The sequence below is a fragment of the Pseudomonas sp. MWU16-30317 genome (assembly GCF_020515695.1).
GTDB lineage: Bacteria > Pseudomonadota > Gammaproteobacteria > Pseudomonadales > Pseudomonadaceae > Aquipseudomonas.
In genome coordinates this window covers 16,930-41,673 of sequence record NZ_JAIWJA010000001.1, presented here as the reverse complement: position 1 = coordinate 41,673, position 24,744 = coordinate 16,930, and the positions used below count along the sequence as shown (strand labels likewise).

Genomic DNA, 24,744 nt, shown 5'->3' with positions numbered 1-24,744 from the left:
CATGGCAATCGCTGACGCTTCCGGGAGCCTGAACGCGCCGGTGCAGTTGCACAATCTGGTGCGCCAGTTCGGCGACCAACGCGTGCTCGACGGCCTGGACCTGAACATCGCTGCGGGTGAATTCGTCGCTTTGCTGGGTGCCAGCGGCTCGGGCAAGACCACCTTGCTGCGCACTCTCGCGGGCCTGGACAGCATCGACAGCGGTCGCTTGCGCGTGCCCAAGGCGCGCGCGGCGGTGTTCCAGGAACCGCGCTTGATGCCCTGGAAGCGCGCCTGGAAAAACGTCGTGCTGGGTTTGCACGTCGACAACGCCAAGGCCCGCGCCATCGAGGCACTGACCGAGGTCGGCCTGGCCCATCGCCTCAATGCCTACCCGGCGACCTTGTCCGGCGGCGAGGCGCAGCGCGTGGCCCTGGCCCGCGGCCTGGTGCGTGAACCGGAACTGCTGTTGCTCGACGAACCCTTTGCGGCGCTGGATGCACTGACGCGGATCCGCATGCACGAGTTGATCATCGAGCTGTGGCGCAAACACAACCCTGCGGTGCTGCTGGTGACCCACGACGTGGATGAAGCCATCCTGCTGGCCGACCGAGTGATCGTGCTGGCCGACGGGCGTATTGCCGAGCAGTTGCCGATCGATCTGCCGCGCGCACGCCACACCGGTCAGCCCGGCTTTCAGGCGTTGCGGGCGAAGTTGCTGGGCCAGTTGGGTGTGCAGTCGCAGGCCGAGCCGGTGCGCGAGGCAGCGCGCTATGCGCACGGGTGAATAGTCGCAACTGGATATCGAGACAAAGGGCCCCTACGCTCAGTGCCGCCAAGAGCCATGGGGCAGTTCCACCTGCCGCTCTGCCGCAGCCAGCGCTTGCTTGAGGCCAGCCCCGTCAAACGGTTTGCAATAGGCCGGCTTGGCCCGTTCGAAGCGCCAGCTGTCATCCAGATTGCCGGCATCCACTGCGTCGAAACCGAGCTCATCGAGCAACTTGATGACCTGCTGCGCGGCCTGCGCATCATCCGCTGCGATGGGCAGCGCGCGGCGGTCGGCGGCGCCGCGGGGGCGGCCGTCCTGCAACAGATCCTGGGCCAGGATCGCGTTGAACACCTTGACCACCCTCGCCCCGCACAGATGTTCGGCGAGCAGGCGGCTGGTGGTGGTTTCGAAGCGATCCAGCGCGGCGATGTGGCCGTCGCGTTCCGGGTAATAATTGTTGGCATCCAGCACCGTCTTGCCCTCCAGCCACCGGGCCGCGATGCTGCGGTAATGCTCGAAGGGGATGGCCAGCAATACCAAATCGCCAAACTGCGCCGCCTGCTCGACGGTACCCACCTGACTGCCCGGCAGATTACTCATCACACTGCTCAGACTCTCTGGCCCGCGAGAATTGCTGAGCATTACTTCATGCCCCGCCGCGAGGGCCAGTTGCGCGACACTGCGGCCAATGAAACCTGCACCGATGATTCCGATTTTCATGTGAATACTCTGCTGTTGAACAAGACAAGGTCTATGATGATTCGCCATCAAGCGTAGATAAATCGCCATTGCCGACTTAGTCTTGTTACCAGGAGTAGTGAATCATGGACCGCCTGACCAGCATGGGCGCTTTCGTCATGGCTGCGGAATCGGGCTCTTATGCCAGCGCTGCCGAGCGCTTGGGCCTGTCGGCGCAAATGGTCGCCAAGCATGTCGCGGCGCTTGAACGACATCTGGGCGCGCGCCTGCTCAACCGCACCACTCGCCGGCAGAGCCTGACCGAGCTGGGCAGTGCCTATTACGAGCGCTGCAAGCACATTCTGAGCGAAGCCGAGGCCGCCGATTCGCTGGCGCAGATCATGAACGACACCCCACGCGGCAAACTCAGGATCACCGCGCCGGTAGCCTTTGGTTCCTACGTGCTGATGCCGTTCATCACGCAATTTCTACGGCAGCATCCCGAGGTCGAGATCGACCTGCACCTGACCGATCGCTTCATCGATATCGTTGAAGAGGGTTACGAAGTGGCCTTTCGCATCGGCCCGCTGAACAACTCCAGCCTGACTGCGCGGCCGCTGGCACCCTACCGACTGGCGGCCTGCGCGGCGCCGCGGTATCTGGCCGATCGCGGCACACCACGCACCCCCGCCGACCTGCAGGCGCACGAATGCCTGAGCTACACCTACTGGGCACGCCCCGCCGAGCGCGAATGGCAATTCAGCCAAGGGGCTGAGCACTACAGCGTGCGGGTCAACAGCCGCTTGCAGGTCAACGAAAGCAAGGCCCTGCTCACCGCCGCTCTGGACGGCTTCGGCATTGTGCTGGGGCCTGTGGACTTTCTCCAACCGGCGCTGCAGAGCGGCGAACTGGTGCAACTGCTCACCGACTACGCGGCGCCGAGCCGCGAGATGCATCTGCTGTACACCGCCAATCGCCAGCGCACGGCGAAGCTGAGGCGGTTTATCGAGGCGGTGCTGGTGAGGTTTGGGCGCGGGTGAATTCAGTCAGACCGGACGGAGCTGTCTTCCAGCCGTACCAGAGGAACTTGAAATCCTCTGCGCTTAAACCCCCGCTCCACCTATCCCGTCCAGCTCGCCCAGCACCTCGCTCGGCAGCGCCAGCTCGGCCGCCGCCAGATTCTCGCGCAGGTGAGCGACCGAGGAGGTGCCCGGGATCAGCAGGATGTTCGGCGCGCGTTGCAGCAGCCAGGCCAGTGCGACCTGCATCGGTGTGGCCTGCAAACGCTGTGCGACCTGGTTCAGCGCCTCGGATTGCAGCGGGCTGAAGCCGCCCAGCGGGAAGAACGGGACATAGGCGACGCCTTGAGCGGCCAGCTCGTCGACCAGCGCGTCATCGCTCCGTTGCGAGAGGTTGTAGAAGTTCTGCACGCAGACCACCTTGGCGATGCCTTGCGCCTGCTTGACCTGCGCGGCCGTGACGTTGCTCACGCCCAGATGGCGGATCAGGCCTTGCTGCTGCAACTGGGCCAGCGCCGAGAACTGCGCCTCGAGTGACTCTTCCTTGGGCTCGTGCATATTGCCCCAGGCGCGGAAATTCACCACGTCCAGAGCCTCGAGGCCGAGGTTGCGCAGGTTGTCGTGCACCGCCTGCACCAGCTCGGCCGGGCTTTGCGCCGGGTTCCAGGAGCCATCGCTGCCGCGCATGGCGCCGACCTTGGTGACCAGCGTCAGGTCCTGCGGGTAAGGCGCCAGCGCTTCGCGGATCAGTTGATTGGTGATGTGCGGGCCGTAGAAATCGCTGGTGTCGATGTGATTGACGCCTGCCGCAACGGCCTCGCGCAGCACGGTGAGCGCCGCCTGGCGATCCTTGGGCGGGCCGAACACCTGGGGGCCGGCCAGTTGCATGGCGCCGTAGCCGACGCGGTTGACCTGACGGTCGCCAAGCTGGAAGTGCAGTGCATGAGGCATATGAGTCTCCTGGGGTAAACGCTGGATATGAGCACCCAGGCACTATAGGCGTTGACCCCCTGCGTGATAATGGAGTGAAATCGGCACGGGTTGTACGGGAGAGCGAACAATGAAAACCGATCTGCAAGACCTGCTGGCCCTGCGCGCCGTGGTGCAAGCCGGGGGCTTTCGTGAAGGTGCGCGGCTCAGCGGCAAGTCCGCCTCCAGCCTCAGCGACGCCGTGCGCCGGGTCGAAGCCCACCTGGGCGTGCGCCTGCTCAATCGCAGCACCCGCAGCGTCGCCCCTACCGAAGCCGGCAGCCGCCTGCTGGAGCGGCTGGTACCGGCGCTGGACGAGGTCGAGGCAGCGCTGGATGTGGTCAATCACTTTCGCGACCGCCCCGCTGGCACCTTGCGCCTCAACGTGCCGGTCAGTGCCGCGCGCCTGGTGCTGCCGGCAATCATTACGCCGTTCCTCCAGGCCTACCCGGATATCCGCCTCGAGGTGGTCGCCGAGGAAAGCTTCGTCGACATGCTCGCCGCCGGTTTCGACGCCGGCATCCGCTACGACGAGCGCCTGGAGCAGGACATGATCGCCGTGCCCATCGGCCCCCGCGTGCAGCGCTTCGCAGCAGCCGCCGCGCCGGCTTACCTGGACCGCGCCGGCCGCCCCGCGCACCCCCGCGAGTTGCTCGATCACGCGTGCCTGCGCGGCAAGTTCCCCAGCGGCAACGTACCGGTCTGGGAGTTCGATCGCGGCGAAGACAGCCTGCGCGTCGACCCTACCGGGCCGCTGCAGGTGAGCATCGGCAGCGCCGTCGACCTGGCAGTCGATGCCGCCGTGCGCGGCCTGGGCGTGGTGTATCTGTTCGAAGACTGGCTGCGGCCGTACCTGGACAGCGGTGCACTGGAGCCGGTACTCGAAGAGTGGTGGCCGGCGTTCAGCGGGCCGTTCCTCTACTACCCCGGGCGCAAGCACCTGCCAGCGCCACTGCGGGCGTTCGTGGACTTCATCAAGGAGCGCAACGAACCCTGAGCAGAAATGATAAACCCCGCGTGTGCGGGGTTTATCGGCAGCGTTCAAGCGCGAGGGATCAGAGCGTCCACTTGAGCGAGAACATCAGGTTGCGTGGGTCGCCGTACTGGCCGGCGCCGCCGGATTTCGGGATACCTTGCCAGTAGCGTGTATTGAAGACGTTGTTGAAGTTCACACGGCCATCCCAATGTTCATCGAACTTGTAGCCGGTCATCAGGCCGACGATGCCGTAGGCTTTCTGATCGGCAGTGCCGGTCCCGACTCGGTTGAATGTCGCACTCTGCGCGAACAGGTCCGCCCCCACCCGCCATTTGTTCAACTCACCCGGCAAGTTGTAGTTGGTCGCCAGTTTGAACAGGTGCTTGGGCTGCTCAGGTGCGAACAGCTTGCCTTCGTTGCTCTTGGTAGCGTCCTCGACGTACTGGCTGAGCACGTAGGTATAGGACGCGGAGAACTGCCAGTCGGGCGTGAGGGCCCCCGTCAACTCGGCATCGATACCCTGGCTGCGGACCTTGCCTGCAGCGGCGTAGCACGCCTGGGGATAGGATGGGCAATTGATCTGCGGGTCCTGAACCGCGTAGGCGCGGTCTTTCTGAACCATGTCGAACAACGCCACCGAGGCGTTCAGGGTCTTGTCGAAATACTCGCCCTTGAGGCCGATTTCGTAGTTTTCACCCGACATCGGATCCAGCACGGTCTTATTGACGTCCAACTGGCTCTGCGGCTTGAAGATCTGCGTGTAGCTGGCATACAGCGAATAGGTGTCGTTGAGGTCGTAGATGACACCGGCGTACGGTGTCACCTCCTGACTCACGTTGTAGTCACCCGTCCCCGACCGGTCGTCGTAGTCGTACCAGCTGATACGGCTGCCGATGATGACGTGCAGCGGATCGATCGGATTGAAACGGGCGACCGCATAGGCGGCCTTTTCGGTGGCCGTATTTCGCAACTGCCATTTAGTCATGTCGACGCTGGGCTTGGCGATCGCGCTGTGATCCAAGTGATAGATGTCGATCGGCGTGCCGTCGGTCCAGCCACCGTATTGGTCGAACTTCTCGCGCCGATAGCTCGCCCCCACCGCCAGTTCGTGCTCGCGTCCGAACAATTGAAACGGCCCCGAGAGAGAAGCATCCAGGTTGGTCTGATCATCACTGTCGATGTACTTGCCCGAATACTGGCTCCAGCCGGTGGCGGAGCTGTAGCCCGGATAGCTGGAAAAGGTGTCCGCATCGGCCCAGATCTTGGCGGCAGCCAGTTTGCCGGTCCAACCGTTATCGAAACGGTGGGTCACATCAGTGAAGACACTGACGTTGTCCTTGTCCCAGTACGACCAGTCGTTGCTCAGAAAGGTCGAGCGCGCCAGGTGCAGGTCTTCACCGTTCGGCCCGCTGGGCAAGCCGCCCCAGTCCGAGGTGTTGTCGTCCCGCTGCTTGGAGGCGCCCAGGGTCCAGGTGGTGCTATCGCTGAGGTCGGCTTCGAGAATGCCGTAGAACGTCTGGCGCTGGTTCTCGCGCACGTCGGCGAAGCTGTGCTGGTCCTGATAGGCCGCGACCACGCGACCGCGCAGAGTGCCCGAGTCGTTGAGCTTGTTGGAGGCATCCACCTCGGTGCGATAGCGATCCCAGCTACCCGCGCTGGTAGTGACGCTGACCTGCGGCGTGGCGGTCGGACGCTTGCGCACCAGGTTGAGAGTAGCCGCCGGGCTGCCGGCGCCGGTCATCAAGCCGGTCGCCCCGCGCACCACCTCGACGCGGTCGTAGATGCTCAAGTCCGCCGACGAGATCACGTCTTGGGTGTAGGTGCTGATGCTGGTCGGCAGCCCGTCGTACATGATGTTGTCGATCTTGAAGCCGCGCGCCAGAAACTCCTGCCGATCGGAGGCGGTCTTGTGCAAGGTCACCCCTGGCGCGAACTTGACCACATCGTTCAGGTCATTCATGCCCTGATCTTCCATGCGCTGACGAGTGATCACGCTCACCGACTGCGGCGTCTCGCGAATCGACAGATTGAGCTTGGTCGCGGTGTTCATTGAACCGGTGGTGTAGGACTTCGTACCTTCGGTGGTGGCGACACCGGCGAGGCTGGTGTCTGCGTTAGCGTTGATGTTGACACCGTCCAGGGTCACCGCTCCCGACGCCTGCTGCACGACGCGTACCGAATGGCCCTCGACGCTTGAGGTCAGCCCGCTGCCCGCCAGCAACTGTTGCAACGCCTGTGCCGGCTCCAGATCGCCCCGCAGCGCTTGCGCGTGTTTGCCGGCCACGGTTTGCGGATCGAACGTCACCTGCAGGCCGCTGGCCTTGCCAAGCTGACTCAGAGAAGTCGCCAATGGCTGGGCGGGCAGATCCAGATGAACAGGCGCTGCCGATGCAGCGGTGGACAGACCGATCGCAACGGCTGCGGTCAGGGCGGACAGAACGGGACGGAGCATCTTGTGGTTCCTGAGCTAGGCAAAATGCACTTTGCCCCTTGGCGGAAACCGGCGCGCTAGACGTGCGGGTAGATGGCCAAGGGCTACGTGTGGGAGCGCAAATGTAACAAAATACTCAGGTTTGTAAATGGTAATTAGTCGCAAATGTTAAAACTTCTGGTTATTGATCTTACATCCTCGATACAAAATATCGGGTCGAGCCCACCACTGCGCAAGACACACCTTGAGGCGCGCGCCTCGATTTTTGCTGATTACCGACAAGTCCACGACGCCGAAGCGTTACGCCGCTACTGCAATCAATCTCGAATGCAGCCCGTCATCCCGCCGCGGTCAATGAAACGCGAATCAAGCCTGGCTAACCCAGGCTGTTTGAGGTCGTTCTGCTTGCTTTTGTGCGAACAGCCTGATCAGGCCATGCTCACTATTGTGCACGCGACAAGAGGTCTTTCTCACATACAAGCCTGAGCCACGACTGGTACTTTCCCGGTGCTGGTCGAGGATGTGGGGTTCGAGATCGTCGAGCGGGGGACGGCTTAGGCTCTTTGGTGCCTGAGTGTTCAGGTATGTTCCGGGCCCCGAATGTTCGGGGCCTTTTTTATTGCGCGTTCGCCGGCTCCGTTACGCTGACGGCGTCCGTCTGCTGGCGCTGCCCCCTGCGCCAATACCCCAACGCCAACTGCTGATACAACTCCGGTCCCAGCCGCGAGCTCACCGCCTTGGCGATCAGGGCCACGGCCATCAGGCTGATGACCATGCTGTGGCTGTCGATCATTTCCATGACGATGATGGCCGAGGTGATCGGCGACTGGGTCACCGCGGCCAGAAAACCAGCCATGCACAGCGCAATGATTGGTTGCGCTGCCAGATCGAACAGCTGCGCGACGTTGCCGCCCAGCGCTGCGCCGACGGCCAGCGACGGCGCGAAGATGCCGCCGGGGATGCCGGAGAAGTAGGTTGCGAGCGTGGCCAGGAAGCGCGCCGGCGCCGAATACCAGGGGATGCTTTGGCCGTGATTGATGATGTCGTTGGTGACCCCGTAGCCGCTGCCGAACGACAGGCCGCCGGTGGCCCAGCCCAGGCTCGCCACCAGCAAGCCACAGATGCCCGCGAACCACACCGGATGGCTGCTGCGCCAGCGCCAGACCGCGTGCTGGCCATTACGCTGGGGCATCAGCAGCAAGCGACTGAACAGCCCGCCGAGCACGCCGCACAGCAGCCCGAGGCAGAGCACCGGCAGAATGATCGCGCGGCTGTCGGCAACAGCGTTGAGGCGACCGAAATAGTTGTAATCGCCCTGCACGCCGATGGCGATCATGCCCGATAGGATGATGGTGCTGAGCAGCACGCCGCTGGTGCGGGTCTCGAGTTTGCGTCCGAGTTCTTCGACGGCGAAGGCAATGCCGGCCAGCGGTGTGTTGAACGCGGCGGCAATGCCCGCGGCGCCGCCGGCAAGAATCATGTCCTGCACGCGGATGACCCGGCTGTTGGGCAAAAAGCGGTGCGCGGCGTGCATCAGCGAAGCGGCAACCTGCACGGAAGGGCCTTCGCGGCCGGCGGAAAAACCACCCGTCAAGGCCAAGGTGCCAAGGCCGATCTTGGCCAGCACGATGCGCAACGACACCAGGCCACTGACCGGCTTGCCCACTGCGCTCAGACGCGTGGCGGCGATCACCTGCGGGATGCCGCTGCCCTCGCTGCCGGGAAACAAACGCCGGGTGAGGAACACCACCAGCATGCCCAGCGCCGGCGTCAGCAGTAACGCCAGCCAGCTGCGGCCGCTGGTGATCTGGGCGAACAATGCGAGGGCCAGATCGGCCAGCCGGGCGAACATCACGACACACAAGCCGGCGACGGTGGCGGCGATCCACAGCGTCAGGCGCGTACGCCAGCGCGCCGAGGTAAAACGCCGGCGCAGAGGCGCGAAGAGCTGTTTCATGCGGACAGCCTTGTACAGGGGCGGAAGGCGGCAAAGTCTGCGGCGCAGGGCTTGAGGTGTCAAATGACACTGGCATTTGGTCGCAAAGTCGCCGCGTCACTTTGACGGTCCGTGATCCCGGGCCTATACCAACACCTCCCCTCGCAAGAACAACAACAGGTGGTTTATGGAAAACCTCACACCTGGTCGTTCTCTGCCTCGCAGCCGCCCTGCATTCGACTCCTGTGCATCCACGACCTTCGGCAACTGCTCGCTCTCGCCATTCACCGCGCTACTGGTTCTGTCGCTGGGCAGTCTGCTCAGCGATCAGGTGGAGGCCGCCGACAGTTGTCGGCGTGGCACCACGGTGATCAACGGGCCGGTGAGCCTCGGCTGCAGCCTGCAAGACCACGACGCACTGACGCTAACCCCGACCGGCAGCATCGACGTCGCCAGTGGTGCGGCGGTCATCATCAGCGATGCCGCGGTGCGCCAGGTGTTCAACCAGGGCCGCCTCGCCGGCACCCTCGGGATCGCCATCGATGGCAGTGACGGCGTCGGCAAGATTTCCAACAGCGGTACCATCAGTGGCAGCGTCACGGCCGTGCAGATCACCGACAGCCGGCTCAGCGGCGCCTTGATCAATTCCGGGACACTGCAATCACCCAGCGACGGCTATGGCGACACCATCGTCAAGCTCGATCGGGTAGTGCTCGAACGGGGCTTTGCCAATAGCGGCACCATCGACGCGCGCGCGGCCGAGGTCGGCGTAGCCATCCTCGACAGCGCCGTCACTGGCAACGTCGACAACAGTGGCCTGGTATACGGCGGCTCCCAGGGGGTGCTCATCCAGGGCAGCCGGATCAACGGCTCGGTACGCAACACCGGGACCCTCGATACCGCGCTGGGCAACAGCCTGCAGATAGAGGGTTCGCACATCACCGGCGACGTCTTCAACAGTGGCTCGATTGCCGGCTACACCTTCCTCGCGCAAAGCACCGTCGAGGGGCGCTTCATCAACGCCGGGCAGTTGCGCGACGGTATCAATGCCTTCGATATCTACCAGTCGACGGTGAGCGGCGGCGTTTACAACAGCGGCTGGATCTACTCCGGCGAGGGCGTGCAGATACGGGACTCGGTGCTCAAGCGCTTTGAAAACACCGGGGTATTTTCAATGAGCGAGGACGACCTGAGCTTCAACCGCACGACGATCCAGGGTGATCTGGTCAACCGCGGCAGCATCGCGCCCAGTTCCGACGGGTTCGGCGGGCTTGCGGTGTACGGTGGGGATATCCAGGGCAACCTGATCAACAGCGGGACCATCGAAGGCGGTGTGTTCGGGCCCGCGTTGCGCACGGATCTGCAGGCGCGGATTGCCGGCAGCCTGATCAACAGCGGACGCTTGATCGGCGGTTACGGGGTCGACATGACCAGCAGTACGATCGGCGGCGATTTCATCAACCGCGGCAGTATCATCGGCAACTTCCAGCCGGACGAGCATCACGGCAGCGGCTTGCTGCTCAAGGACAGCAGCCTCGGCGGCAGCCTGCTCAATACCGGCCTGATCAGCGGCCTGGAGCAAGGCGCGGCCTTGAGCAATGTGCAACTGGCGGACTTCACTAACCGCGGGCGCATCATCGCGGCCCGGGAAGCGTTGAACCTGACCGATACCACCGTGACTGGGCGCTGGAGGAACTACGGGTATATCGGGGTCGATCCTGACGCCAATGTCGTCGACCTGTCCGCCGATGCCAACGGCATCACTGTCAGCGGCTCGACCTTGCAGGGCCGCGCTACCAACCTCGGCACCGTTCGAGGCAGTGCCATTGGCCTGAATGTGATCGACAGCCAGTTCAGCGATGGCCTGGTCAACGCCGCAATCATACGCGGCAGCAACTATTCGCTGTATGTGGACGACAGCAGTCGGCTCGACAATCTGTATATCGCAGGCAACGGTACAGCGCGATTCCAGGGCACGGTATATGCGCCCGCCACCACCGCGACGCTCTATTCCGATGCGCGCTACCGTCTTGAGGCCGGCGATGTGTGGCAGGTCAAGAGCCTGGTCAACCGCGGCACTCTCGAGCTGGCGGCCCCGGCGCTGACGGGTGGCGCTTCGGCGATGCTGGCGGGTGACTACGTGCAAAAACCCGGTGCGGTGTTGCGCACGCAGGTGCAGGATAACGCCCACTATGGAAGCCTGGCGGTCTACGGCACGGCCACCCTACCCAGCCAGGCGCGCATCGATGTCGATGTCACTCAGGCCCGACAGCCGTTCACGACCAGCAGCCTGAACTATGTGCTGACGGCCACCGAGTTGGTTTCGGACGGCACCTTCGCGGTCACCAGCAATTCGGCGCTGTTCAACTTCGGCGCGCGCAAGGTCGATAACCGGGTCGACCTGTTGCTCACGCCCAAAGCCAGCAACGGCGTGGCCAGCGCCGCACGTGAGGCAGGGATGTCGGCGTCGACCCAAGGGGCGGCGCGGGTCCTTGATCGGCAGCTGGCATTGGGCAGCGCCAGCACCTTGGCGCCCTACTTCGTCAGCGCCACCAGCACCGCGCAAGTGGCAAGCAATCTGAACCAGGCACTGCCGCAGGACAACGCTGCACTGCGGGCCAGTCAGGCCACCCTGGCGTCGATCGGTTATGCGGTGAAAAACCGTCTGGACGATGTCACCGGGCTGAGCACGCTGGGCGTCGCGTCAGGGCAGAATCCACCGAGTAAAGCCATCAATGGCTTCTGGAGCCAGCCGTTCAGCTATAGCTCGGGCATGGGCAACAGCACGGTCGAGGGCGCCACCGGCACGGTCATCGGCTTCGACCTGCGCACCTCTGCGCAGCAACGCAGCGGCTGGGCGTTCGCCTATGCCAATGGCGGCACTGGCTCGCTGCAGCCGAACGGCCAGCAACGCTCGCGCCTGGACCTGTGGCAGTTCCTCGGTTACAACAGCTACACCGTCGCGCCGGGGACCGAGCTGATGGTGTATGGCGGTGCCGGACGCAACAGTGTGGATGCCGATCGGCGCCTGGCCATTTCCGGGGTCAGCGGCAGTGCCAAGGCCGAGTACGACAGCTTGATGGCCACCCTGGGCACAAGCATCGGCCATGCCCTGCAGTTGAGCGACAGCACGCGGCTGATCCCCTCTGCGCGGCTGGACTACAACCATATCCGCGACGCTGCCTACAGCGAGCGCGGCAGCAGCAGCCTGGCGCCGTTGCTGCTCAATGTGGCGGCGCGCGAGACCGATCAGTTGATCGCCGGGTTCGATACCAAGCTGGAACATAACGTCACCGCCAGCACGCGGTTGCGGGTGAATATGGGGGTGGGCTACGACCTGATCAACCGCCCGGCCAGCACCACGGCAGCGTTTGCCGGCGCAGCAGATCAGCGCTTTCAGGTGACGGGCGAGGCCACCAGCCCGTGGTTGATGCGCGGCGGCCTGGGCGTGGCCACTCGCTGGCGCAACGGCGCCGAACTGTCGCTGGACTATGACGCGCAAACGCGCATGGACTTTACCGATCAGGTGGCATCGGTGCGCGCGAGTGTGCCGTTCTAAGATGCGCACCTGTAGCGAGGCAGCTCGCCACCTCGCTACAGGAGGGCGGCGCCCAGTCCTTCGGCCACGCACACCCGATTGCGACCCTGCGCCTTGGCGCGGTACAGCGCTTGATCGGCGCGGTGCAGCAAGCCGTGCAGGTCCAGGTCATCGCCATCGGACGCCGCCACCCCGAGGCTGGCGGTGATGCCGCGGGCGCGTTCGATCTGCAGTCCGCTCAAGGCTGATATCAGCCTCTGACTCATGGCCAGCGCATCGGCCAGCGAAGTGTCCGGCAGCAGCACGGCGAACTCCTCGCCACCGAGCCGGCCATGCACGTCGGCGGTACGAAACGACTGGATGATCACCTTGCCCATCTGCCGCAGCACTTCGTCGCCGACCTGATGACCGTAGGTGTCGTTGATCAGCTTGAAGTGATCCATGTCGAGCATCACCGCGCACAGCGGACGTTGCTGGGCCTGGCATTGGGTATAGAGCTGCTGGGCGCGCTCGAAGAACGCCCGGCGGTTGTTCAGGCCGGTGAGTTCGTCAATGCGCGCCGCCTGCGCCGACAGCCGGTGGGCCCATTCCATTTCGCGGGTCACACGAAAGGCCCTTTCCAGCGCATCGGCCAGGCTCATGGTGGCGTTGATCACAAAGATGGAAAACACCAGCACCGCCACGGCGATGCTCAGTTGCATTGTCGAGGGCTGCTGCAACATCCACAGCGCGCACGGCAGCAAAACCAGGCCGATGGCGGTCAAGGTCATGTAGCGATAGGGGGAATAGCACGATACCGCGCTCACCGACATGCCCACCGTGAACAGCACCACCAGGACTTGGGTCAGCAGATCGTGGGCGGGCATCAGCGCCAGCGCACCGCCCCCCCAGATGCCTGCCGACAGCACCAGCGTGACCCAGTAGGTGCACTCCCAGCGTTGCGGCGTGCGCTCACTTTCGGGGGTTCTGAAGTACACCACGAACATGGCGATGCGCAGCAGCGCCGACGCGCCGAGCAGCCCGATCCAGAGGATCGCGACCTGATGATCGAAGCGTTCCCAGCACAACCAGCACAGCATCAACGCGGCGACAAAACTGCCAAAGACGGCCAATACCGACTGCCGGAACAACTGTTGCAGTCGATCCGTTCGCACCATTTGCGCAATGTAGCCAGCCTGCGCGTGCTTGAGTTCGAAGCAATCCATCTGATGCGCCCGGCCTTGATGGGGAGACGGGCGCTATTGTGGCACCTTGCCATTGTTGCAAACAACTGCGTATTGGAGGCGATCGCCCTGCAAAACGAAGTTATTGGCAGATATTGAGCGTTTACGGTGGGCTTGTCGGCCTCAGCGCGGCAGATTGAACGGCGTGACGATGTGCACCTCGGCGCTCGGAATCGGCCCGGCCTTCCACAACCGATGAAACTGCAGAATGTGCATCAACAGGTGCCGCGCATCGATGTCCAGGTGATGGGCGATCACCGCAGCCATCTTTTCTTCGGCCAGCAGTTGGCGGTTTTCGGCGTCCAGGTCGTGCCCGATAAACACCTCCAGCGCCCGGCCCTGAGCTGCGAAGGCGTCGACGATGGCGCGGTTGCCGCCGCCCACGCAGTACACCGCCTTGAGCTGCGGGTGCTCCTTGAGTGCCTGGCTGACGCGCGCGAAGGTCGGCTCGTACACGCCCGCACCGCCGCTGATATCGAGCACGCGCAGATGCGGCGCACGCCCGCGCAGCCAGGCGCGAAAGCCCATCTCGCGCTCTTCTTCGCCACGAAACAGCTCGCTGCCGATGACCACCGCCACGGTTTGCGGCGTCGGGTCGAGCCAGCGCGATAGTAGATAGGCGGCGGTCTGCCCGGCGGTGCGGTTGTCCATCCCGACATAGGCCAGCCGCTCGCTGCGGGGCAGATCGGTGACCAGGGTCACCACCGGTATACCGGCTGCTGTGACCTGATTGACCGCCTGGATGATCGCGGGCTCATCGGCGGCCTTGAGCACGATGCCCTGAGTGCCCTTGGCGGCGCAGCGGCGGATCAACTCGGCCATGCGTTTGCTGTCGATGTCCTCGAAAAAATGAAAGCGCGGGAAGATCCGCAGCGGCGCCAGGCCGCCCAGTTGCGAGGTAATCGCTGCCTGCACGGCGCTGCTGAAGCGTTGCGGGGTGTGCATGATCACATCCACATGCACGGTGCGGCCCACCGCCAGGCCGGTCTGCTCTTGGGCATCGAGCTCGTCGAGGGCCTGCTCGATGCGCCGCTGGGTCTGGTAGTGGACGCTGCCGCGCTGGTGCAGGACGCGGTCTACCGTAGCCTTGCTGACCCCGGCCTGGGCGGCGATCTGTTTGATGGAATGGTGCTTGGCACGTTCGAGCAAGGACATCGCAGCGCCTTTATTGAGGTTTTATTGATGTTTTTTCGGGCTTTTATGCGGCACAGGCAATGCTAGTCTCAGATTCAGTCGCAGGCTAGCCCTGGCGCCCATAACAACAACAGCAGGAGAACCTCATGTCGGCAGCGTCCCTATCCCATCCGTTCAAACAGCAATTTTTCGTGGTCACCGGCAGCACCCAGGGCCTTGGCGCCGCCGTGGCGCATACCCTGGCGCAGCGCGGTGCCGCCGGGCTGATCATTTGTGGGCGCAGCCGCAGCAAAGGCGAAGCGCAGGTCAAGCAACTGGCAGCGCTCGACTGCCAGGCGATTTTCGTCGAAGCCGACCTCGAGAACGTCGACGATTGCCGGCGCATCATCGCCGCTGCCGACCAGCATTTCGGCCGTCTGCACGGGCTGGTCAACTGCGCCGGGATGTCCGATCGCGGCACCATTCTCGATACTTCACCGCAGCTCTTCGACCAGCTGTTCGCGGTCAATGTGCGGGCGCCGTTCTTTCTCATCCAGGAAGCGTTGAAGCTGATGATCCGCGACGGCGTCGAGGGCTCGATCGTCAATATCCAGAGCGTCAGCGGCCATGGCGGGCAATCGTTCCTGTCGGCCTACTCGACCACCAAGGGTGCGTTGGCGATCCTCACCAAAAACGTCGCGTTCAGCGTATTGCGCAACCGTATCCGGGTCAACGGCCTGAACATCGGCTGGATGGACACGCCCCACGAAGATGAAATCCAGCGTCAGTATCACGGTGCCCAGGACGGCTGGTTGCAGGCCAGCGAGCAGGCGCAGCCGTTCGGCCGCTTGCTCAAACCGCAAGAGGTGGCGCAAAGCGTGGCGTTCTTGTTGTCCGCCGAATCGGGGATGATGACCGGCACGGTGATCGACCTCGACCAAGGCGTGCAGGGCTGCGGCGACAGCAGCACGCCCCGCCCGGACGCCGCGTTGCAGTGGCCGGTGGGTGGGAGCCTGTCATGAGCGGCTTCGTCAGCCTGGCGGATGTGTCGCTGCCGGCCTTCGCCGCACTGTGCGAGCAGGACACCCGCGCCGAGGATTTCCCCCATTGCCGCGAGGTTCTCCACAAGGTGCTGATCTACCAGGCCAGCACCTTGCGGGACGCCCTGGCCAGCGACCCGCGGCCCTTGCTGAGCGAGCTGCACCGGGCCTTTCGCCACGGCCCTGGGGTGGTGGTGGTCAAGCAGGCGTTTACCGACGGCGCGCTGGTCGACCGCCACAGCGAAGTGTTCAACCGCATCCTCGCCGACGAAGCTCAAGGTGGCAGCGGTGGGGATCATTTCGCCAAGGCCGGGGCCAACGGGCGAATCTGGAATGTCCTGCAAAAGGCCGCGATCCAGGCGCCGGAATCCTTTATCGAGTACTACAGCAATCCGCTGCTGGGTATGCTCGCCGAGGCCTGGCTGGGGCCGCATTATCAGGTCACTGCGCAGGTCAACGTGGTGCGCCCGGGCGGTCAGGCGCAGCAGCCGCACCGTGATTATCACCTGGGGTTTCAGACGGTCGAGGTGCTGGAGCAGTACCCACTGGACGTGCAGGTGATGAGTCAGTACCTGACCTTGCAGGGCGCCGTGGCTCATACCGACATGCCGCTGGACACCGGCCCGACGCAACTGCTGCCCTACTCCCAGCAATACGACCTGGGCTTCATGGCTTGGCGCGATCCGGCCTTTATCGAATATTTCCAGGCCCACGCCGTGCAGTTGCCGCTGCACAAGGGCGACTTGTTGTTCTTCAACCCGGCGCTGTTCCACGCCGCGGGCACCAACCGCACCCCGGATCAGCACCGCATGGCCAATCTGCTGCAGATCTCTTCGGCGTTCGGCAAGCCCATGGAGGCGCTGGACCACGACCGCATGATGCTGGCGCTGTACCCTGTGCTGCTCGACCGCGTTGAACATCAGGAGCTCGATGCGCACGGTTTGCACGCGGTGATCGCCACGGCCGCCCAAGGCTATTCATTCCCGACCAACCTGGACAGCGACCCGCCACTCAAGGGGCTGGCCCCGCAGACCGGGCAGCAGTTACTGCATCAGGCGTTGGCCGAGCGTTGGACACTGGCGGCGTTTGCGCAAGAGGTGGAGCGGATGCGGCTGCGGCGACGGGCGTGAATCAGAGCGGGTCAGCGGCGCTTGATCGAGCCTCTTCGCGCCGCAAACTCACAGCGGCGGCGCATAGCCCTCAAGCGCATCAGGCCATAGCGTCAGCACCTCGCAGCCTTCGTCCGTTACTGCCACCATGTGTTCCCACTGTGCCGACAGCGAATGGTCCTTGGTGACCACGGTCCAGCCGTCGGCCAGGGTTTTGACGTGCCGTTTGCCGGCGTTGAGCATGGGCTCGATGGTGAAGATCATTCCGGCCTTGAGCGTCATACCCTGCCCCGGATAGCCGTAATGGAGGATCTGCGGCTCGTCATGGTAGACCTTGCCGATGCCGTGGCCGCAGTACTCGCGCACTACGCTGTAACCGGCGCCTTCGGCCACCGCCTGGATGGCGTGGCCGATATCGCCCAGGGTAGCGCCTGGGCGCACGGTGCGAATGCCCGCGCACATGGCATCGTAGGTGGTGTGCATCAAGCGCAGCGCCTGCTCGTCGGGCTGCCCCACCCAGTACATGCGGCTGGTATCGCCAAACCAGCCATCCTTGACCACTGCCACGTCGATATTGACGATGTCGCCCTCCTTGAGCACCCGCCCCGATGGAATGCCGTGGCACACCACTTCGTTCACCGAGATGCAGACCGTCTTGGTGAAGCCGTGATAGCCGACGTTGCCGGGCACGGCCTTCTGCACCTGGACGATGTAGTCGTGGCAGATCTGGTCCAGGGCTTCAGTGGTCACGCCGGCAACCACATGAGGGGTGATCATCGCCAGTACCTGGGCGGCCAGTTGGCCGGCGGCTTTGGACTGAGCGATTTGCGCGGCGGTGTTGATGACGACGGGCGTTCTCATTGTTGGCCACCTGCTGCCAGCAGCGCCGGGCTTTGTTCGAGATCGCACAGCTGCGCCAGGTCGAGGCCGCCGGCCAGTTCGGCGCGCACGAGCATACGGTTCAGGGCGCGGTGATCGAGGTCGGGGAAGAATTCGGCGAGCATGCCGATGCGCATCCAGTGCTCGGCCTGCGCGTTGATGGAGCGACTCAGTGCGTTGCTGGCGATCCGCAGTTTTTCATGCAGGTCGTCGGAGATTTTAACGATGCCCATGGCGGGGATATCCAATACGAAATATATACAAAACGTATATTACGTTCACCGGACATCCCTTGGCAATCGCGCCGATGGTTTCAGCCCTTGTTGGGGTTCTTCGCCCCGCCCTGCCGGGCCTTGAAGCGCGGGTTGGATTTGCAGATCACGTAGATACGCCCCCGGCGCTTGACGATCTGGCAGTCGCGGTGACGGTTCTTGGCTTCTTTGAGAGACGAAAGGACTTTCATGGTGGCGCTCCAGTTAATATGTAATAACATAACATTATCCATAAACATCGCTGTACTGCAAGCTCGGCCTCAAGCGCTGCCCGGCCTCGACCGATCACGCTGATTTTCGCGCCTTGGATACCGCTTGAGTTGCCCTTCTCAGTGTTCTGTTTTAGGCAACGATAAACATAAATTCCAGTATTGGAGTGCGCTCCAGGGCATGCGCATACTGGCCATGCACCAGATAAAACGCGGCCTCGGGCACTTGTTCAGCGATGATCCACTCATCGCCACGAACACCACCGCTGGCACGCCATAAAAAGATTCAGCCCGCACGCCGGGCTTCCATGTCCGCATGGATTTGCACACTGCCCCGGGCGCCAACACGCCCCCTGATAAACACAACAACTATTGATACGGCCGACAGGTCATTCAGCAGGCTAGGGGATCAACATGCAGCACGCACACGCCGTTACGCTGGATAACAGCCAGGCTGTTTCCGCGACCGTAAAACTGTACATCTGGGCGGCGATCATCCTGATCGTGGCCGAATCCCTTGGCGCGGTCAGCATTCCACTCGGGCCCGGCAAGGTGGTGTTGCTACCGATGGTCTGGGCCCTGCTGCTGGGCGCCGGCGTGGGTATCGCCAGCAAGCGGCTGCCGGGCACGATCGGTATCGACAAGCGCGCCCAGTTGCGCGCTGCCTCGATCCTGCAACCGGCGCTGCTGATCTTCATCGCCAAACTCGGTCTGGTGGTCGGCGGTTCGTTGCCGGTGGTGTTCGCCTCCGGTTGGGCGTTGGTGTTCCAGGAGTTCGGCCACTTTGTCGGCACGGTGATCCTCGGCCTGCCGGTGGCCTTGCTGCTGGGCATCAAGCGCGAAGCGGTCGGCGCGACCTTTTCGGTGGGCCGCGAACCCAGCCTGGCGATCATCGGCGAGCGCTATGGCATGGACTCTCCTGAAGGCCGCGGCGTGCTGGCCGAATACCTCACCGGGACGCTGTTCGGCGCGCTGTTCATCGCCATTGTCGCGGGCTTCGTCACCAGCCTGGGGATCTTCCATCCCGCCTCGCTGGCCATGGGCTCGGGCATCGGCTCAGGCAGCATGATGGCTGCCGCTGCCGGGGCCATCGCCGCCCAGCAGACGCCGGAAATGGCCAAGCAGGTGATGACCCTCGCCGCCGCGTCCAACCTGATCACCACCACCCTGGGCACGTACTTCACGTTGTTTATCTCCTTGCCGCTGGCGGTCTGGGGCTACCGCGTGCTCGAGCCGCTGATCGGCCGCACCACCAAGGCCTCGGCGACCACTGACGGCCCGGACGCCAACGACGTCGCCGTTGAAATCAGCGAGCTCGGCTGGGCCGGCAAGGTCAGCGCCTGGCTGGCCGCTGCGGCCCTGGCGTTGATTGCCAACTACGTAGGCTACAAGACGCTGTCGGCCGATGCCTTCGCCGGCATGGGCGTGATGATCTTCGCGGTGTTCGTCGGCGAGCTGCTGTGCACCCTGATCCGCCGCAAGGTGCCAGCGGTGTGCACCGTCTCGATCGTCGCGATGTTCCTGACCTCGCCGCTGTGCCCTTGGGCCGCGCAGATCGCCCGGATGACCAACAGCATCAACATGCTGGCGGTGATCACGCCGATGCTGACCTTCGCTGGCCTGTCGATCGCCAAGGACATCCCGGCCTTTCGCCGCCTGGGCTGGAGGATCGTGCTGGTGTCGTTTCTGGCCAACTTCGGCACTTTTATCGGTGCGGTGATGATCGCTGAGTTTTTCCACTGATCCGCGCGGTAAACAGTCGCGTGCTTTGGTGGCTGCGTTTGCCCGCAAAGAGGCCCTCGGCTTCACCACGTCAAGGAAAGTGTACGGCCCACTCTTCCCCTCGCTGTAACGCTCCTGCCCTTGGGTTTTATGGATAAATAGGCACCCGATAAAAACAACCGGCGAGCCCTTATGAACTCCCGCGACAACACCGGCATGGCCCTGGGCCTACTCGGAGTGATCATTTTCAGCCTGACCCTGCCCATGACCCGCATCGTGGTGCAGGAAGTCGATCCCTTGCTCAACGGCCTCGGCCGCGCGCTGCTGGCAGCCATCCCCGCCGCAGCGTTGCTGCTGTGGCGCCGCGAGCGCTGGCCCACCCGGCGTCAGTGCAAGGCACTGTGCTTCGTCATCCTGGGGGTCATCCTCGGCTTCCCGGTGCTCTCGGCCTGGGCGATGAAAACCCTGCCCTCCTCCCACGGCGCGCTGGTCAACGGCCTGCAACCGCTGGTGGTGGCGATGTACGCCGCGTGGTTGTCGCACGAACGGCCGTCCAAGGCGTTCTGGGCCTGCGCCGCGCTGGGCAGCGCGCTGGTGCTGGTGTATGCGTTGATTCAGGGCGCCGGCAGCGTCAGCAGCGGCGACCTGTTGATGCTCGCCGCCATCGCCCTGGGTGGCCTGGGCTATGCCGAAGGTGGCCGCCTGGCGCGGGAAATGGGCGGCTGGCAGGTGATCTGCTGGGCGCTGGTGCTGGCCTTCCCGCTGCTGCTGGGCCCCGTGCTGTATCTGGCGGCGCAGCATCACGGACCGATCAGCGCCCCGACCCTGTGGGCGTTTGCCTACGTCACGCTGTTCTCGCAGTTCATCGGCTTTTTTGCCTGGTACGCCGGGCTGTCCATGGGCGGCATCGCCCGTGTCGGGCAGGTACAACTGCTGCAGATCTTCTTCACCATCGCTTTTTCAGCGTTGTGGTTTGGCGAGCATATCGAACCCGTCACCTGGCTGTTCGCGGCGGGGGTAGTGGGCACGGTGATACTCGGGCGGCGCACGGCGGTGAAGGCTGCGCCGGTGCTCAAGGTGCAGCCTTAAGGTCGTGGGCAAGCTGTACTGGCCTCTTCCTCTCAACGCTTAGGCACCACCTGCCCGTGCATTTCCAGCGTAAGGCTTTCGATACGCTCGGCCAGTTGCTGGGTCAGCTCGGTCAACCGAGTGTTCTGCTCCAGCAGCATCAGCAAGCGTTCGGCGTTTTGCTCGGCCAGCACCTGGCGCTGCTCACTGGCCACGGCCAGCGCTTCGCGGTGCTGGGCATCCGCTTCGGACTGCGCCTTGTCGCGCGCCGCCTGACGGGTCTGCGCCAGCAAAATCAAGGGCGCGGCATAGGCTGACTGCAAGCTGAAGGCCAGGTTGAGCAGAATAAAGGGATAGACATCGAAGTGGCTGAAGCCCAGCGCGTTGACCGCCACCCACAGGATCACGATCAGGGTTTGCGCACCGAGGAAGGTCGGCGTGCCGAAGAAGCGCGCGAACGCCTCGGCCTTGAGGGCAAAATTATCGTTGCCAAAGACACTCGCTAGGTGGGCGTGGGGCCGATGGAAGCGCAAGGCATCGTGCTTGGGTTTCGAGCTGCTGGTATCGGGGGCATTCACGGGAGGGGAATCGTCGACGGGCTGGTTCATTGCGAGCTCTATAGACCATGTAATGCCCATCCTTAAGTGGATGCGTGGGCGCGAAGTCCCAGTATGGTCGAGTATGGCTCGCGCGTTGGTGACGATCGCGACAGGAAAGAACCGGGCATCACGCCCGGTTTTTCCGGCTACATGCCTGATCAGCCGTTGAGAAACTTCATCACGTCGCTGCTGTAGCGCTCGCCAGCCACTGCACCGTGACCTGCGAAAATGGCATCCAGCTGCTGGCGTTCATCACCGCTCAAGCTCACCGAGGCCGCCGCGACGTTGCTCTCCAGGTACTTGCGCTGCTTGGTGCCGGGGATCGGGATGATGGTGTCGCCTTGGGCCAGCACCCAGGCCAGCGCCAACTGCGACGCGCTGATCCCTTTGGCAGTCGCCAACGCCTGAACCCGCTCGACCAGCGCCAGGTTACGGTCAAAGTTATCGCCCTGAAAACGCGGATTGAAGCGCCGGTAATCATCGGCGGCGAAATCCTCGAACGTGCGCAGTTCGCCGGTCAGAAACCCCCGGCCCAGCGGGCTGTAGGCAACAAAAGCGATGCCCAGTCGCTGGCAGGTGGCGAGCACATCGTTATGTTCAGGGTCGCGGGACCATAGTGAATATTCGCTCTGCACTGCCGCCAACGGATGCACCTTGTGCGCGCGCTCGATGGTCGCCGCGCTGGCTTCGGAAATACCGATATGGCGGACCTTGCCGGCTTTGACCAACTCGGCCATGGCGCCAATGGTCTCTTCGATCGGCACCTGGGGGTCGATACGGTGCTGGTAGTAGAGGTCCAGGTAGTCGGTGTTCAGGCGCTTGAGGCTGCCGTCGATGGAGGCGCGCACATAGTCGGGACGGCCATTGACGCCGCGGGCGTGGGGGTCGTCGCTGCGCACGATGCCGAATTTGCTGGCCAGGATAATCCCCTCGCGCTTGCCTTGGAGCGCGCGGCCAAGCAACTCTTCATTACGGTGGGGGCCGTAGCAGTCGGCAGTGTCGAGGAAGGTGACGCCTAGCTCCAGCGCGCGATGCAGCGTGGCAATGGATTCCTGTTCGTTGGCGCCGGTGGTATAGAAGTCCGACATGCCCATGCAGCCCAGGCCGATGGCAGAAACGTGCGGGCCATTACGGCCGAGTTGACGAGTGATCACGTGTGAGTTCCTTGACGGTTGAAGACTCAGCCAGTGTCGGCTCTATGCTTTTCTGGATAAACCCTGATTTATTGGTTTAACTATTCGTCTGATCTAAACAATCGAGGCGAAGATGGATCGTTTACAAGCCATGCAGGTATTCACCCGCATCGTCGAACTGGGCGGCTTCGGCAAGGCGGCCGACGCCCTGGGGCTGCCACGCGCCAGTGTCACCCTGGCGATCCAGCAGCTTGAGGCGCACCTCGGCGTGCAGCTGTTGCAGCGCACCACCCGGCAAGTGCGCCCGACCCTTGATGGCGACGCTTATTACCACCGCTGCCAGTTGCTGCTCGACGACCTCGATGACCTCGAAAGCTCGCTCTCGGCCCAGCGCGGTAAACCTCGGGGGACCCTGCGGGTCGACATGCCGGCGGCCTTCGGGTGTATCTGGATCGTGCCGCGGCTGGCGGACTTCTATCGTCGCTACCCCGATCTGCAGCTGGATATCGGCTTTCATGATCGTCAGGTGCACTTGCAGCGCGAAGGGGTCGATTGCGCCATTCGCGCCGGCACGATCAGCGACCTGTCACTGGTGGCACGCCCGCTGGTGCGCATCCCGCAGCTCACCTGTGCCAGCGCCGAATACCTGGTGGCCTGGGGCACGCCCCGGCGGCTGGAAGATCTGGCGGAGCACCGGGCGATCAATTTTCCGGCGAGCAGCGGGCGGTTCTTTCCGTTCGAGCTGGAGGTGGCCGGGGAAGTACGCGAGATACCGATGCCGGCGGTGCTCACCGTCAACAGTGCGGACGCCTATATCGGCGCCTGCGAGGCGGGGTTCGGGTTGATTCAGGCGCCGCGTTATCACCTGACCCGGCAATTGGCGGCGGGCAGCCTGGTGCAGGTGCTGGAGCAATATCCGGTGCCTGCGTGGCCGATTTCGGCGGTGTATCCGCCGCACCGGCAATTGTCACCGCGGGTGCGGGTGTTCGTCGATTGGGTGATGGAGCAGTTGCATGGGGTGGCGGATGTCAGTCCGCAACTGATGGTGCGCCTCTGACACCCCCCCTCGCTACAGGGTCTGAGCAGATCTAGGCGAGGCGCGCCAAGCGCTCGGTCAACAAATCAAAGAACCCCTGCGCATCGCCGTCATCGATCCAGAACACATTGCTGTCCTGCTTCAACTTTCCATACCAATCGGCGACGGTCTGCCCCAGGCCGACGCCTTCGCGGTTATCGATCGCCACATGGATCGCCTTGCCGCTGAACAGTTCGGGCTTGAGCAGCCAGGCAATCACGCTGGCGTCGTGTATTGGGCCGCCCGGCAGGCCGTAATGGAGCATGTCGGCCTTGACGTAAGCATTCAGAATCGCCCCCACCAACGTACCGGCGTGATTGTTCAGGGCCTCGATCTGCCGCAGCCGTGCCTCGCTGGTGAGGATCTTGTGGGTCACGTCCAGCGGCACGTAGGTCAGCTTGACGCCGCTGGCGAGCACCACCTTGGCGGCGTCAGGGTCGACGTAGACATTGAACTCCGCCACCGGGGTGATATTACCGCCATTGAAGTGCGCGCCGGCCATCACCACCACTTCCTTGATGCCCTGGACGATGTCCGGCTGCTGGATCAGCGCCAGTGCCAGGTTGGTCTGCGGCCCGAGCATGGCAACGGTGATGCTGTGCGGCTCGGCCTTGCTCAGGGTCTCGATCAGGTACTGCACCGCGCTACCGTCCGCAAGCCCTTTGCCGGGTTCATGCACCGCAACACCCGGCAGCCCTTCGTTGCCATGGATGTGCTCGGCATAGATCGGCGGGCGCACCAGCGGCTTGCCGGCACCGGCGTACACCGGCACCTCTTCGCGCCCTGCCCACTCGCGGGCCAGGCAGGCATTGCGCGAGGTCTTGTCGATGCGCACATTGCCGGCCACCGTGGTGATCGCCAGCAGGTTCAATTGCTCGGGCGACGCCATGGCCAGCAGCAAGGCCACGACGTCATCGGCGCCCGGGTCGGTGTCGATGATCAGGTTGCGTTTTTCGGCTGCCTGAGCGGCAGTGGTGGCGAGAAGGGTCAAGGCCGATAAGCTCCAG

Annotated in this window: 21 protein-coding genes; 9 read left to right on the top strand and 12 right to left on the bottom strand. The window is 63.6% G+C overall.

Going from position 1 to position 24,744, the window contains the following annotated elements; all coding sequences use genetic code 11:
- Position 1: 1 nt before the first annotated feature.
- Complete coding sequence (locus LIX93_RS00215; RefSeq protein WP_226502003.1) at positions 2–766, top strand: ABC transporter ATP-binding protein; 765 nt, start codon at positions 2–4, stop codon at positions 764–766.
- A gap of 39 nt (positions 767–805) precedes the next feature.
- On the opposite strand, the gene LIX93_RS00210 is transcribed toward LIX93_RS00215, so the two are convergent.
- A complete protein-coding gene (locus LIX93_RS00210) occupies positions 806–1,516 on the bottom strand; it encodes an NAD(P)-binding domain-containing protein (protein WP_260524632.1) in 711 nt (236 codons plus the stop codon).
- A gap of 56 nt (positions 1,517–1,572) precedes the next feature.
- Between LIX93_RS00210 and LIX93_RS00205 the strand changes: the two genes are divergently transcribed.
- Complete coding sequence (locus tag LIX93_RS00205) at positions 1,573–2,466, top strand: LysR family transcriptional regulator (RefSeq protein WP_226502001.1); 894 nt, start codon at positions 1,573–1,575, stop codon at positions 2,464–2,466.
- A 63-nt stretch (positions 2,467–2,529) separates the two neighbouring features.
- Here the strand turns inward: LIX93_RS00205 and LIX93_RS00200 are convergent, their stop codons facing one another.
- Complete coding sequence (locus LIX93_RS00200) at positions 2,530–3,396, bottom strand: aldo/keto reductase family oxidoreductase (RefSeq protein WP_226502000.1); 867 nt, start codon at positions 3,394–3,396, stop codon at positions 2,530–2,532.
- A 109-nt stretch (positions 3,397–3,505) separates the two neighbouring features.
- Between LIX93_RS00200 and LIX93_RS00195 the strand changes: the two genes are divergently transcribed.
- Positions 3,506–4,411 carry a LysR family transcriptional regulator gene (locus LIX93_RS00195; RefSeq protein WP_226501999.1) on the top strand — a complete coding sequence of 302 codons (906 nt, stop codon included), beginning with the start codon at positions 3,506–3,508 and terminating at the stop codon, positions 4,409–4,411.
- Between the two features lie 58 nt (positions 4,412–4,469).
- Here LIX93_RS00195 and LIX93_RS00190 read toward each other — a convergent pair whose 3' ends face one another.
- Together LIX93_RS00190 and LIX93_RS00185 are read right to left on the bottom strand one after the other, a co-directional pair.
- Positions 4,470–6,842, bottom strand: coding sequence for a TonB-dependent siderophore receptor (locus LIX93_RS00190; RefSeq protein WP_226501998.1), 2,373 nt, complete (start codon positions 6,840–6,842; stop codon positions 4,470–4,472).
- 595 nt (positions 6,843–7,437) lie between these two features.
- A complete protein-coding gene (locus LIX93_RS00185; protein WP_226501997.1) occupies positions 7,438–8,778 on the bottom strand; it encodes a chloride channel protein in 1,341 nt (446 codons plus the stop codon).
- Between the two features lie 166 nt (positions 8,779–8,944).
- Between LIX93_RS00185 and LIX93_RS00180 the strand changes: the two genes are divergently transcribed.
- Entirely contained in the window at positions 8,945–12,316 is a 3,372-nt protein-coding gene (locus tag LIX93_RS00180) for an autotransporter outer membrane beta-barrel domain-containing protein (RefSeq protein WP_226501996.1), read from the top strand.
- Between the two features lie 35 nt (positions 12,317–12,351).
- Here LIX93_RS00180 and LIX93_RS00175 read toward each other — a convergent pair whose 3' ends face one another.
- Complete coding sequence (locus tag LIX93_RS00175) at positions 12,352–13,500, bottom strand: diguanylate cyclase (RefSeq protein WP_226501995.1); 1,149 nt, start codon at positions 13,498–13,500, stop codon at positions 12,352–12,354.
- Positions 13,501–13,641: 141 nt separating this feature from the next.
- Positions 13,642–14,667: a LacI family DNA-binding transcriptional regulator gene (locus LIX93_RS00170; RefSeq protein ID WP_226502815.1), complete on the bottom strand. Its 1,026-nt coding sequence runs from the start codon at positions 14,665–14,667 to the stop codon at positions 13,642–13,644.
- Positions 14,668–14,798: 131 nt separating this feature from the next.
- On the opposite strand from LIX93_RS00170, the gene LIX93_RS00165 reads away from it, so the two are divergent.
- Complete coding sequence (locus LIX93_RS00165) at positions 14,799–15,653, top strand: SDR family oxidoreductase (protein ID WP_226501994.1); 855 nt, start codon at positions 14,799–14,801, stop codon at positions 15,651–15,653.
- A complete protein-coding gene (locus tag LIX93_RS00160) occupies positions 15,650–16,801 on the top strand; it encodes a phytanoyl-CoA dioxygenase family protein (protein ID WP_226501993.1) in 1,152 nt (383 codons plus the stop codon). The genes LIX93_RS00165 and LIX93_RS00160 overlap by 4 nt, the downstream gene beginning before the upstream one ends.
- A 48-nt stretch (positions 16,802–16,849) precedes the next feature.
- On the opposite strand, the gene map is transcribed toward LIX93_RS00160, so the two are convergent.
- The 3 genes from map to ykgO form a co-directional block, all read right to left on the bottom strand.
- Complete coding sequence (gene map, locus LIX93_RS00155; protein WP_226501992.1) at positions 16,850–17,641, bottom strand: type I methionyl aminopeptidase; 792 nt, start codon at positions 17,639–17,641, stop codon at positions 16,850–16,852.
- On the bottom strand, positions 17,638–17,892 hold the full coding sequence (locus tag LIX93_RS00150) for a ParD-like family protein (protein WP_226501991.1): 255 nt from the start codon (positions 17,890–17,892) through the stop codon (positions 17,638–17,640). The genes map and LIX93_RS00150 overlap by 4 nt, the downstream gene beginning before the upstream one ends.
- A gap of 80 nt (positions 17,893–17,972) precedes the next feature.
- Positions 17,973–18,122, bottom strand: a complete 150-nt coding sequence (gene ykgO, locus LIX93_RS00145) for a type B 50S ribosomal protein L36 (RefSeq protein ID WP_226501990.1) — start codon at positions 18,120–18,122, stop codon at positions 17,973–17,975.
- A 432-nt stretch (positions 18,123–18,554) separates the two neighbouring features.
- Between ykgO and LIX93_RS00140 the strand changes: the two genes are divergently transcribed.
- Together LIX93_RS00140 and LIX93_RS00135 are read left to right on the top strand one after the other, a co-directional pair.
- Positions 18,555–19,883 carry a DUF3100 domain-containing protein gene (locus LIX93_RS00140; protein ID WP_226501989.1) on the top strand — a complete coding sequence of 443 codons (1,329 nt, stop codon included), beginning with the start codon at positions 18,555–18,557 and terminating at the stop codon, positions 19,881–19,883.
- A gap of 171 nt (positions 19,884–20,054) precedes the next feature.
- Complete coding sequence (locus tag LIX93_RS00135; RefSeq protein WP_226501988.1) at positions 20,055–20,951, top strand: DMT family transporter; 897 nt, start codon at positions 20,055–20,057, stop codon at positions 20,949–20,951.
- Positions 20,952–20,983: 32 nt separating this feature from the next.
- On the opposite strand, the gene LIX93_RS00130 is transcribed toward LIX93_RS00135, so the two are convergent.
- On the bottom strand, positions 20,984–21,538 hold the full coding sequence (locus LIX93_RS00130; protein WP_226501987.1) for a DUF1003 domain-containing protein: 555 nt from the start codon (positions 21,536–21,538) through the stop codon (positions 20,984–20,986).
- Between the two features lie 149 nt (positions 21,539–21,687).
- Positions 21,688–22,683: an aldo/keto reductase gene (locus LIX93_RS00125; protein ID WP_226501986.1), complete on the bottom strand. Its 996-nt coding sequence runs from the start codon at positions 22,681–22,683 to the stop codon at positions 21,688–21,690.
- Between the two features lie 112 nt (positions 22,684–22,795).
- Here LIX93_RS00125 and LIX93_RS00120 point away from each other — a divergent pair, with 112 nt between their 5' ends.
- Entirely contained in the window at positions 22,796–23,719 is a 924-nt protein-coding gene (locus tag LIX93_RS00120) for a LysR family transcriptional regulator (RefSeq protein ID WP_226501985.1), read from the top strand.
- Positions 23,720–23,750: 31 nt separating this feature from the next.
- Here the strand turns inward: LIX93_RS00120 and LIX93_RS00115 are convergent, their stop codons facing one another.
- Positions 23,751–24,728 carry a nucleoside hydrolase gene (locus LIX93_RS00115; protein ID WP_226501984.1) on the bottom strand — a complete coding sequence of 326 codons (978 nt, stop codon included), beginning with the start codon at positions 24,726–24,728 and terminating at the stop codon, positions 23,751–23,753.
- Positions 24,729–24,744: the final 16 nt, after the last annotated feature.